The organism is Pseudobacteroides cellulosolvens ATCC 35603 = DSM 2933 (assembly GCF_001262605.1).
GTDB lineage: Bacteria > Bacillota > Clostridia > Acetivibrionales > DSM-2933 > Pseudobacteroides > Pseudobacteroides cellulosolvens.
Genome location: NZ_LGTC01000001.1, coordinates 3,927,060 through 3,939,196 on the forward strand (window position 1 = coordinate 3,927,060; position 12,137 = coordinate 3,939,196).

General features: G+C 35.6%; 11 protein-coding genes and 1 pseudogene. 2 read left to right on the plus strand and 10 right to left on the minus strand.

From position 1 onward, the window contains the following. Positions 1–586: 586 nt before the first annotated feature. From Bccel_RS16070 to Bccel_RS16095, 6 genes and pseudogenes are all read right to left on the minus strand, one after another. Positions 587–2,991 (minus strand): annotated as a pseudogene (locus Bccel_RS16070) (heavy metal translocating P-type ATPase); the annotation flags it as partial. Positions 2,992–3,034: 43 nt separating this feature from the next. Next, complete coding sequence (locus Bccel_RS16075; RefSeq protein WP_036939134.1) at positions 3,035–4,969, minus strand: urease accessory protein UreH domain-containing protein; 1,935 nt, start codon at positions 4,967–4,969, stop codon at positions 3,035–3,037. Between the two features lie 289 nt (positions 4,970–5,258). Next, positions 5,259–5,780, minus strand: a complete 522-nt coding sequence (locus tag Bccel_RS16080) for a DUF2318 domain-containing protein (protein ID WP_081926828.1) — start codon at positions 5,778–5,780, stop codon at positions 5,259–5,261. 96 nt (positions 5,781–5,876) lie between these two features. Beyond that, positions 5,877–6,215 (minus strand): hypothetical protein, encoded by a 339-nt coding sequence (locus Bccel_RS16085; RefSeq protein ID WP_036939135.1) that lies wholly within the window; start codon positions 6,213–6,215, stop codon positions 5,877–5,879. A gap of 198 nt (positions 6,216–6,413) precedes the next feature. Next, positions 6,414–6,740 carry a hypothetical protein gene (locus Bccel_RS16090; protein ID WP_036939136.1) on the minus strand — a complete coding sequence of 109 codons (327 nt, stop codon included), beginning with the start codon at positions 6,738–6,740 and terminating at the stop codon, positions 6,414–6,416. A gap of 14 nt (positions 6,741–6,754) precedes the next feature. Next, positions 6,755–7,195: a zinc ribbon domain-containing protein gene (locus Bccel_RS16095; RefSeq protein ID WP_160317737.1), complete on the minus strand. Its 441-nt coding sequence runs from the start codon at positions 7,193–7,195 to the stop codon at positions 6,755–6,757. 312 nt (positions 7,196–7,507) lie between these two features. Here Bccel_RS16095 and Bccel_RS16100 point away from each other — a divergent pair, with 312 nt between their 5' ends. Together Bccel_RS16100 and Bccel_RS16105 are read left to right on the plus strand one after the other, a co-directional pair. Next, a complete protein-coding gene (locus Bccel_RS16100; RefSeq protein ID WP_036939138.1) occupies positions 7,508–8,209 on the plus strand; it encodes a cytochrome c biogenesis CcdA family protein in 702 nt (233 codons plus the stop codon). A gap of 16 nt (positions 8,210–8,225) precedes the next feature. Beyond that, the gene (locus Bccel_RS16105) at positions 8,226–8,804 is read left to right on the plus strand and encodes a TlpA family protein disulfide reductase (protein ID WP_036939139.1); all 579 of its coding nucleotides are present in this window, start codon (positions 8,226–8,228) and stop codon (positions 8,802–8,804) included. Between the two features lie 107 nt (positions 8,805–8,911). Here Bccel_RS16105 and Bccel_RS32130 read toward each other — a convergent pair whose 3' ends face one another. Genes Bccel_RS32130 through Bccel_RS32610 form a run of 4 tightly spaced genes read right to left on the minus strand, consistent with a single transcriptional unit; the run spans position 8,912 to position 12,097 of the window. Further along, positions 8,912–9,040, minus strand: coding sequence for a multicopper oxidase domain-containing protein (locus Bccel_RS32130; protein WP_081926829.1), 129 nt, complete (start codon positions 9,038–9,040; stop codon positions 8,912–8,914). 11 nt (positions 9,041–9,051) lie between these two features. Further along, positions 9,052–10,401, minus strand: coding sequence for a sigma-54-dependent transcriptional regulator (locus tag Bccel_RS16110; RefSeq protein ID WP_036939140.1), 1,350 nt, complete (start codon positions 10,399–10,401; stop codon positions 9,052–9,054). Positions 10,402–10,405: 4 nt separating this feature from the next. Next, entirely contained in the window at positions 10,406–11,803 is a 1,398-nt protein-coding gene (locus tag Bccel_RS16115) for a two-component system sensor histidine kinase NtrB (RefSeq protein ID WP_050753545.1), read from the minus strand. A 33-nt stretch (positions 11,804–11,836) separates the two neighbouring features. Continuing rightward, entirely contained in the window at positions 11,837–12,097 is a 261-nt protein-coding gene (locus Bccel_RS32610) for a double zinc ribbon domain-containing protein (RefSeq protein ID WP_081926830.1), read from the minus strand. Positions 12,098–12,137: the final 40 nt, after the last annotated feature.

Sequence of the window (12,137 nt, forward strand, 5' to 3'; positions counted from 1 at the left end):
TTTATTGTTTGCTGTGTAAAATCATCATTCAGCAGGTTCAGCTCTACTACTCCTTTGATAAGCTTTCATGAAGTCTTGTCATTTTATTCTGGTCATAGGTAGTACCCATGTCTGCCATTTCTGTTGCAGCGGCTTGTTTTTCCAAATCAGGTGCATTAGGATCCATAGTTATTAGTTTTAATGCCTCATTTAGCTTATTTTTTGCTTTTACCAAACTGTCTTTATTCTTCAAAACAATCTCCACCTGTGCTGTATATTCTGCACCATTATTGCTTAGATAGTTATGGCTTTGATTGTTATTACCAGTAGTTATCGGACTAGTACTTTGGCTGTAATCCTGCTTAGCTTCATCATTAGGCACACTGTTTACCTGTTTTTCCTGATTGGCTGTTTTACTCACACCTGCATGGTTAGATAAACCCTTTGTTGTGGCATGTTCCGCCATAGTTCCAGTTGAATTTCTGTTATATATATAATGATACCCAAGGTATAGACCACCTGCAACTATTATTAATATCAATATAAAAGCTAGTATTCCTCCGCTCTTAGAACTCTTAGTCTCACTCGTTCCACTATTATTATGGACTTTAAATCTTTTTAAGCTTAATGAGTTTGTTACTACCGATACTGAGCTAAATGCCATTGCACCACCTGCAAGGACAGGACTTAAAAGGCCTAAAGCAGCAAACGGTATTCCAATTATATTATATATGAATGCCCAAAACAGGTTTTGCTTTATTTTACCCATGGTTTTCTTTGATAGCCTAATGGCAGTTGGTATTGATCTCAAATCCCCCTAATAAGGGTTATATCTGCAGCCTCAATGGCAACATCTGTTCCTGTGCCAATAGCCATTCCAATATCAGCTGTAGCCAATGCAGGCGCATCATTTATACCGTCACCGACCATTCCTACAACCTTACCCTGGCTTTTTAATTTTTCTACCTCTTCTGCTTTATTTTCCGGAAGAACCTCAGCCAGTACATTTTTAATGCCTACCTGTTTTGCAATAGCATTAGCAGTTCTCTTGTTGTCACCGGTTATCATATAAACTTCTATACCCATTTTTTGAAGGTCTTCTATGGCTTCCTTGGAATGTTCCTTTACTGTATCTGCAACAGCAATAATTGCTTCAATACTGTTATTGACAGACATGAGCATTGCAGTCTTTCCTTCATCCTCAAGCTTTGCAATAGTAACTTCAATGTCAGCTACATTTAGCCCTTTTTCAGTCATAAGCTTCCTAGTACCGATATAGATTTCCTTATCTTTGATAACAGCCTTTATACCTCTTCCAGGTATAGCTTCAAACTTGTCTGGGTCGGATAAATTACCATACACGCTTTTTCCTTTTTCGTATATAGCAACTCCCAAAGGATGCTCAGAAGATTTTTCGGATATTGCAGACAGCTTAAGTATTTCATCTTTACCCATACTGCCTAAATTTACTACATCAGTTACTTCAGGCTGTCCTTTTGTTATGGTGCCGGTCTTATCGAGAACAACACTGTTTAACTTATAGGCTGTTTCCAGGTGTTCTCCGCCCTTAATGAGGATACCGTTTTCTGCACCCTTGCCTGTACCTACCATAATCGCTGTAGGAGTAGCAAGACCTAACGCACATGGACATGCAATTACCAATACAGATACTGCACTAACCATTGCAGAAGTAAAATCGCCCATTACAAGATACCATATCAAAAATGTTAAAACAGCTATACCTACAACCGCAGGAACAAATATACCAGATACCTGATCAGCGATTTTTTGAATCGGAGCCTTTGATCCCTGGGCATCCTCAACCATCTTGATTATCTGTGAAAGAGCAGTATCCTTACCTACTTTTGATGCCTCAAATTTAAACGTACCGAATTTATTTATTGTTGCACCAATAACAGTATCTCCAATCCTCTTTTCTACAGGAAGGCTTTCACCTGTCAGCATAGACTCATCTATGGATGAATTTCCTTCCAATATCTTTCCGTCACAGGGTACCTTCTCTCCTGGTCTTACAACAACAACGTCCCCAACAACTACTTCATCAATAGATACATCCTCTTCAATACCGTTTCTTATAACCCTTGCAGTCTTTGCCTGAAGCCCCATTAGCTTCTTTATAGCTTCCGAGGTTTTACCCTTTGCAACCGCCTCAAGATATTTTCCAAGGAGTATAAGTGTTATAATCACCGCCGCAGCTTCAAAATATAATTCCTTCATCATACCTTCCTTATGAGGCTGGAAGAAAGCATTATATATACTAAAGAAATAAGCTGCCGATGTTCCCAAGCTAATAAGAACATCCATATTTGCACTTCTAGCTTTCAAAGCATGAAAAGCATTCCTATAAAATCTAAAACCTATAATAAATTGAACCGGAGTAGCTATTATTAATTGGAAATACTCGTTATGCAAAAATCCAATATCTATATGAAAAAGCATAACTACCATAGCCAGAATAAGGGGTGAACTCAGCATTGCGGAAGCTATAAGTTCAAACCTTAACCTCTTAATTTCCTTCTCCCGCTGCTCCTTTTCCCTGTCAGCAGCAACTTCCTGAGCCTTCTCCGCTTTATATCCCAAAAACTCTATCACACCAATAATATCCGATGCTTTTATTTTTGAAGGGTTATACTCAACGTTTGCCTTTTCTGTAGCAAGGTTTACAGCAGCCCGTATTATCCCATCTGTTCTTCCAAGCTTCTTTTCTATTTTAGCCGAGCATGCTGCACATGACATACCGCTTACTTTAAGCTCAATTCTGGCATTTGCATGTTCTGTTTCCTTTTCAATTTCATAACCAAGTTTCTTAACTGCCTCACTTATTTTATCACTATCAACTGATATATCATCAAACTCAACTGTTGCTTTTTCAACAGCAAAGTTGACATTTACCTTTTCTATACCAGGTAACTTATTTATTATTTTTTCAATTCGTGCTGCACAAGCCGCACAAGTCATCCCTGAAACTCTAAAAGATTCCTTTCTTATCACACCACCACATCCTTTAAATTTTCTATATTAACAACCCTATAACTTAGCCGCAGCAGCCACCGCCGCCAACTGATCCGCTTGCAGGTTTATAATCCTTAACTTCATTTTTTATATCATCAAGATTTATACTATTTATATCATCAACTACTTTTACATACCCATTTAGCATTCCCATCCAACATTTAAATGTAAAATTACCTTCCGGAACAAACTCAATCTTATTTTCCCCATTTTTTAAAGTCATCTGTGAGTTGTATTCTGGAAATATAAGCCTATTGTTGCAATAGTTCAGCTGTTCACCATTAATTATGAAATTAGTCTTTACTCCTTTTTGTATAACTATAACCGCAGGTGAAAAACCATAGTCATTGACATTAAAGCTCACATCTTGAACTCCATCCTTAATTTTACCTATTGCAATATCATCTACGGGAATATTACCGCCGATAAATTTTGTAGCCTTTGAGCTTGCTCCACAACATCCTCCACCAACAGAATCGGTTTGGTCGGAATTATCATCAGCACTATTAATGTCATCATCGGAAACCTTTGTGATATCGGGCACAACCTTAATACTGCTGCTTATCATGCCCATCCAGCATGTGTACACAAATGTTCCTTCCTTTTTAGGTGTAAACTCTATAATATTATCACCAGAAGTCAGCTTCTCGCTCTCAATTCCAAACTCCTGAGCAGTTATGGCATTATTACAACCGTTTAAGCTTTCTTTATCGGCTTTTATTATCCACTTAACAGGAATATCTTTTTGTACAACTATTGGAGTATAACCTCCTGGCTCAAGGGTAATAGTTACAACCTGCACTCCATTGTCTATCTTTGCAATATTACCGCTTCCGGATGAAGCCCCTAACGCAAGACCAATATTGTATCCTGAAAGGTTAAAGCCTCTATTAAGCATAACCACTCCAAGTATCATGACCAATACTGCACTTACCTTAAGCATTTTATGCGTAAATTTACCGCTTAAAAGTGAACTTATTGCACCAAAACCAAACATCAAAGGAACAGTTCCTATACTAAATAAAAACATTGATAATGCACCCGCCAGCATACTGCCTGTTCCCAAAGCGTATAGCTGCATTGCCTGCAGAGGGCCGCAAGGCATTAACCCATTTAATAATCCTATAACCAGAGGCCCTTTTTTGCTGGTATTGCCATGAATCTTTTTCCCAAATATTTTAGGCATCCTGGGGTTTATCTTTCTAAGCCAGGGAAAAATGTTTAACATATTTAGACCCATTATAACCATAAATATACCTGATACTATAGCAATTATGCCTTTTGCCGTACCAGAGAAGCTTACTACCGAGCCCAAGGCCCCAACTATTCCACCTATAACAGTATAAGATATAACCCTGCCTAAATTGTACAAGGCACTGGGTTTCAATTTGGAAAACCTTATTGATCTTTTCTCTTGGCTGTTTTCTTCACTATTTTTACCGTAGTCATTAACGCCAACCTTATGCTGTACGCATACCGATAGATTGATTCCGCCGCACATTGCTATACAATGCAGTGAAGTCAGAAGACCAACAACAAATAGTATACCATATCCCATAGACTGGTTGACTTCAGGTATAAAATTAAAACCTACTGTGTTATTGATGATCAAGTACAAAGCCAATATTATAACACCTATACCTATAATCTGTCCCGGACTCATTCTATTTTCTTTAGCGACAGGTGATGCTTCCGGTTCCTTTTTTGGGTCCCCTATATCAGTTGTAGATGAATCTTTACTTTTGACCTTATAATCAAGCTTCTCAATAGTCTCAATAATTCTTTCAATATCAAGTCTATCACTGTCGTAAGTAACATAAACTTTTGAACTACTGTATATGGCTTTAGTTTCTTTCATTCCGTCAAGTTTCATTAATACATTCTCTATTCGCACTTCGCAACTGGTACAAGTCATCCCTTCTATATGAAGAGTTTTTTGTATCATTCTTTCTTCCATAGTATACCTCCAGACACCTAAAATTTCACAATATGTTTTGCCATTATCATTTCAGACTTCCAGATCACAGCAAAACATTTTCTTTGGTCTATAAATCGCGTATATTCGATTTATATTTATAATTCTAACAGGAAAATATGAAGATTTTATGTAGGAAATAAAGAGTTGCAAAATCGCAAGCAATTTTATTTTTGCTCTGCGAAATGTAATATCATAATTACTTTTCAAATAGAAAAAGGTGGACTTCCCCACCTTTTCAAGCTTTATTTAGTACATTTCAAAAAATGCATTATTGAGTTTTCCAATTTGAAGTAAACAGCTCTTTATTCTTTTCAATTAAATCCTTTGGTATTGTTATATTTATACCATCATCTGTCTTTTCATCCTTCATAATAGGAACAGGGTTACATCCTCCCCTTTGCTGCTCAACCATGTCCATCTTAAATCTGTTTCCGCAATTTTGACAAACCAGAACATCTCCTTGCTGTTTATAATAAGCCCTTGGAGAGCCATTACATACCTGACATGTGTTAAAAGCAGTTCTAACAGATCCATCTGATGCCTTAACAGCTAGCACTTCCATGTTTGTATCTTCTACCTTAAGCGGATAAAACTTAGCTGTTTCAGTTATTTCAGCCTTTGGAATTACCAAGTCGGCAGCTGTACTAGACACAGGTGAACCGATTTCGTTTTCTCCTTTATTTTTTCCATTAAAGACAATAATTAATGCCACCGCAAGTAATACTACTGCAATACCGGAAAATATAACAATACTTTTTTTAGATTTATCCATGTTTTTGTTTTTACTCATATCACTACCACCTTTTAAAAATTTATTAAACTTATATTAGCAGACGTTTGTGAAGATTTTATGGAGATATAAAAATATATTTATATATAGATCATTTTACCTTTTTTCAGGGTCTTCAAATACTATACCTTCAGCATCAATAGAATAACCATTACCGCCTGGACATTTAGGTATCTCTTTAACATATTTACCTGATAACATTTCAATTTGCAAAGGATACCTACCGTTTTCTGCCCTATACTTATTTGCAGCAGCTTGAAGCATTTTAACATTTTCCTGACAATCATTCTTTTTTCCTGTAATTTTCTCTACAAGCTTGTGCATAATATCATTATCAGAATGCCTACCCGTTAAATGCCCATAGATAAAATAAGAGCCTGCTGCAGTTATAACAACCAGTATAAATATAATCGCAACATTTATAGTCTTTCGCATAAATTCACCTCTATCTTAAACTTTTTACTCATTAGATATTAATAGCAAAAATTTATGAAGATTTTATGTAGAAAATACACAAAGTGATTTTACAAACTTTACGATGTCGTGAGAAATTACGTTGCATAATAGCCATAATTTCCTAGAAGCAAAAAACCCTACCGGTTTTCCAGTAGGGTTTTTTATATATGATAGATTTTAATGCATTCCCATGCCGCCCATCATACCCATTCCGCCTTGCATATTTCCACCCATGTTCATACCGCCCATCATTCCATGCATTCCCATACCGCCTTGCATTCCGCCATTCATATTCATACCGTTCATATTCATGCTACCCATATTCATTCCACCTTGCATTTGCATTCCATTATGGTATCCATTTCCCATATTCATACTTCCATATCCATAGTACCCATTAAACGTGTTTATTCCCCATAAAACTGCAAAGATCAAAATGATACCCACAAGAGAAACTACCGCCAGCTTGAACCAAGTATTGCCCAAAACTCCACTATTAGTCATAACAATGACCTCCTTTACGAATTTAATGTTTCTTTTGCATTTCCACAGACGGGACAAACCTTCCATTCATCATTTAATTCCTTACCGCAATCTGTACATATCTTCTTAACAGCATCAGCCTTTTTTCCTGAAAATGTACCCTTTATTTTGCGGATGTCATCATCGGTAAATACATATTTCTTTACAGCCACAACTATCCCGATAATTAAACCAACAATAAAAAGTACAAACAAAATCTTAATTAATAGAAACAAAACAAAAGATATTATTCCCATCGACCCATAACCTGCTCCAGATCCCATATACATATGATCTCCTCCATATCCGCTCCTAAAGCCTATATTTATCCCCAAACCTGTTCCAATAAGCAAATTTGAAATTAGCCAAAAACCGATGGCCACCAGAAGGATAGCTGCTATTATTTTGAATATTGAATTGCCATTTGAATTACTCATTATATCACCTCCCTCTTGTTTCAGCATATCATTCCCTTCTTGCTATTATTTAAGAGCAAGAATCATGCCAACATAAGAAACGTTTGAACTATGCACTGTTTTGCTTTATGAAAATGTAAAAGCTAAAATCACAAATTATAAATGTTCAATTCTGAACACCTCTATGTTACAAATTGCACAATGCATTTTAGAATTCTTCATAAATTCTTCATGACTATAATTTATAATTTTAAAAAAACATTTGAATAAGCATAATGTTTCAAAACAAATAATAATGGGTATGTTTTATTAGCTGGAGGAGGTGATTACGACATGGAAAATATATCCTTTATACTGGCCTTTTCAGCAGGCTTGCTTTCATTTTTGTCACCGTGTGTCCTGCCTTTGATCCCTGCATACATAAGCTATCTTACCGGTTCTGCTGTAACTGATATAACATCCGGAAAGGATAGATTTAACTTGTTTTATAAATCTGTAGGGTTTGTTATAGGTTTTACATTAATTTTCATCATGATGGGTGCATCAGTAAGTTCATTGGGAAAATTGTTTTCAGAAAATCAAGGTTTGTTTCGGCAAGTAGGCGGGATAATTATAATCATTTTTGGCCTTCATACTATTGGATTATTTAAAATTAATATGCTGTACAGAGAAAAAAGACTGCTTCCATTTGGTACAAGTAAAAATGTCAGCTCAATATTTATAGGAATGGCATTTGCCACCGGATGGACACCCTGTATAGGCCCGATACTTTCAACTATTCTGATTTATGCCGGTAGCCAGGACACGATTGGAAAAGGTATCTTATTACTATCAATATACTCACTTGGCCTTGCCGTACCATTTTTATTAACTGCACTGGCAATTGGTAATTTCTCAGTGTATTTTAAGAAGTTCTCTAGATTTCTCCCTGCAGTTTCTGCTGTAAGTGGAGTTTTGATGATTATTATGGGCGTTTTAATTTTTACAAACAAGCTCACTATACTTAGCCGTTACTTAAACTTTTTTAACCTTTAGGAGGGAGTAAAACATTATGAAAAAGAATATATTAATTTGGGGTACAGCAATAATTTTAGTAGTTGTTGCTATATTTGTTACAACGAACTATAAGAAAGATAATGGAAGGATAAACAATATATCAGAAAGCCCTCAAGCCGGATCTCAGAACAAGCCTTCTTCCAATGATACTACTGAAGCTAACAAAGCCATAGACTTTACATTATCTGATTTAGATGGTAATAAAGTATCACTAAAAGATTTTCATGGAAAAAATGTATATCTGAACTTCTGGGCAACATGGTGCCCACCATGCCGCAAAGAAATGCCTGCCATAGAAAAGTTATACAAGGAATATAAAGATAAAGGGCTGGTTGTCCTTGCAATCGACTTAGGTGAAGACAAGGAAACTGTAAAAAACTTTATCAATGAAAACAATTATAGCTTTAAAGTACTTTTGGATTCCGACCAAAGCATTGGATCTAAGTACAATATATCTGCTATTCCTGTATCTTATTTTATAGATAAAGACGGAAATATTGCTGCTAAAAGGGTTGGAGCTATAGAAGAGGATGAAATGCGGCAATATATCAAAGATTTAATGGATAAAAAATAAGCCCTTGCATATCAAATACTTTAATTATATCAAAAGGACCATTAATCTATATTATGTTAAGAAGTGGGTATATGTAAAGAAAACACTTTAACAAACACCCACTTTAATTATATTAAATTTTCTTCTGGCAGCTTATTATACACCCTTATATTTACATAATCACCAGGATAGACCTGAATCGTTGGTCCTAGAGTAGTACCATTATATCCCCAGGCATTGATAAAAACATCAGGCAAGAGCTCTTTTCTTACTGTATTTTGTACTTTTCCAACCTATATATAAGTGCGTGTCTGGATATTCCGAGAAGTTTTGCTGCTTGTGTCTGGTTTCCTTTTGCAAGATCAAGTGCTTGTCTGACAAAGCTTTCTTCTACTTCTTCGATTGAAATCCCCCCTGACGGAAGTATAAATATATCCCTTTTAGAATATGCTCCCTTAACAACCTCCTTTGGCAAAATTGATGCAGTAATGACCCCATCTGAAGCCAGTATAACCGAACGCTCAATAATATTTTCAAGTTCCCTAATGTTACCTGGAAAATCATAATTTGTTAATATATTCAAAGCATCCTCATACATTTTTACAGGCTCCTTGTTCATTTCCTTTACAAACTTGGAAATAAAATAGTCAACGAGCTGAGGAATATCCTCTTTTCGCTCCCTCAAAGCAGGAATTTGTATTGGTATAATTTTTAGTCTATACAAAAGATCTTCTCTGAAAGTTCCTTCCTGAACCATCTTTTCCAAATCTCTATTTGTTGCTGCAATTACACGGACATCAGCTTTTATTACCTCTGTCCCTCCAACCCGCTCAAACTCTCTTTCCTGAAGAACCCTTAATATTTTAACCTGAAGGTGTAAAGGTAGTTCGCCAATCTCATCTAAAAACAAAGTCCCCCCCTGTGACCTGTCAAACCTCCCCACCTTTCGGCTTTGTGCACCTGTAAAAGCACCTTTTTCGTAACCAAAAAGCTCGCTTTCGATAAGTGTTTCAGGTATTGCACCACAGTTTACCTTTATATACGGTTTATCCTTCCTACTGCTTTTATTGTGTATCGCATTAGCAACCAGTTCCTTACCGGTACCGCTCTCACCAGTGATAAGAACCGTTGCAGGAGTATCTGCTACTTTATCAATTAAATCAAATACATCCTGCATTTTTTTGCTGCTGCCAATAATCCTAGTATCATAAGCCTCACTAACGCGTGTTTTCAGGTAGTCTATAGTATTGTTAAGCTCTTCAATGTTCAATGCCTTTTTTATTGTAATTTTAAGTTCTTCTATATCAAACGGTTTTGAAATGTAATCAATAGCTCCAAGCTTCATAGCTTCTACAGCTGCATCGGTGCTCCCATGGGCAGTAATCATTATAACCGGAACTCTTTGGTCCATCATTTTGATCCTCTTTAAAACATCCAAGCCATCAATTTCCGGCATTCGATAATCGAGTATAATCATATCAGGCTCTTGATCAATAAAAAGTTCAAAGGCCTCCTGCCCATCTGCTGCTTCAACAATGGTAAATCCTTCATCCCTCAAGGTTTTACCAAGTATCCATCTCATATTTTTTTCATCATCTGCAATAAGAATTTTCTTCATCTATTTAGATCCCCCTTACTGGAAGCATAACCTCAAATACTGTTCCTTTCCCTTCAATGCTGGATACTTTCACTGTGCCTCCATGTTCCTTGACAATCCTATGCACTATTGAAAGCCCAAGACCAGTCCCATCTTTCTTTGCTGTGTAAAAAGGATTAAAAATTTTATCAATACTTTCCTTATTAATACCAATCCCAGTATCCTCAAAAACTGCTTTTATTAGGTTTTCATTTATATTAACAACAGAAATTCCAAGTGTACCTCCATCCGGCATTGCTTGCACTGCATTAAAAATAATATTTACAAAGGCTTGTTTTAAGAGATCCCTGTCAATAAAAGAACTTGTATCCCCTGTTTTATTAAATATAACCTTTACCCCATGCTGTGTTATATATTTATTTGTTATATTTAAAACGTCTTCAACCACACAATCTAAAGGATACACACTTTTTTCACCTCTTGGCGGCCTGCCAAAATCCATAAGTGTCTTTACGACCTTATTTGCCCTCTCAACTTCCTCATCTATAATATCAAGCTCCTTTAATGCTTCGGGATTGTCTTTTAATTCTTTTTTCATTGTTTGTTCTATTGCCTTAATTATTCCGAGCGGGTTTCTAATTTCATGTGCAACTCCCGTTGAAAGTTCTCCTATCGCTACAAGCTTTTCATTGCGCATCAATTCCATTTGCATCTTTTTAAGCTCGGTGATATCGTCAATGATTATGACCAAGCCTTTCTTAACATTTTCAAAGTTTAGCGGATAAACACTGACTTTTATTATCATTTCCTTTCCATTCTTATTAATTATAAGTTCTATGCTTTCGTTAGATATCTTCTCTTTAAATGCTCTATAAACACTATCCTTAACTTTATCGTGTAAGGCAAAAATATCTGTAAAATTTTGCCCTATACACTCACATCCTGTACCAAGTATATTTTTTGCCTCTTGGTTTACCATGGTTACAAGCATATCGTTATTCACTGCAATTACACCGCTCCTGATACTTTCAATAATGCTATTTGTATAGTTTTCAAGAAGTTTGTACCTTTTAAGTTCCTCATCGAGCTTAACAAGATTAAAATTTTTCTTTTCCACTAACGTCCCTGTCACAGCACCAACTGTAAAAAATAAAATAACATCTAAAAATTCATTAATAGCCTGGACATTAAAAGCCTGCAGCGAAAGGAGAATATAAGGAGAATAAATTAAACTTACAGCCAGTGAAGCAGTAATACCTCCTCTGAATCCAAAATTGAAAGCAGAAAGAATAATAGGTATATAATAAAAAAGCCTATAAAAATTATGGATAGGCAAATCCTTATCTCCTCCAAAATAATGCAGAAGGCTGATAGCTATTATTAAAATAGCAAGCAACACTTTAATTCTTATTTTATTTTTCATTGTACCCCACTCTTTTTAATTACTATAATATCTTTATTTCTTAATTGGATTTTCACAATATGGACAATACTTCCATATAGGATTTATTCTTTTCCCGCAACTTTCGCATCTCTTTTGTAATGTTTCCTTACAAATAGGGCATACATTAAAACTTTCTTCAACTATGTTTCTACAATTCGGACATCTTTTTTCATTGTTAGTAAAAAAACTCCTTCTATTATTATCTTTATATATAAAGAAGTAATAAATAATTATCGCTGCAATGATCAATAAAAACAAAGTCATAAATATCATCCTTTCTTACCTTTTAACAGATTGCCACAAATAGGATGCC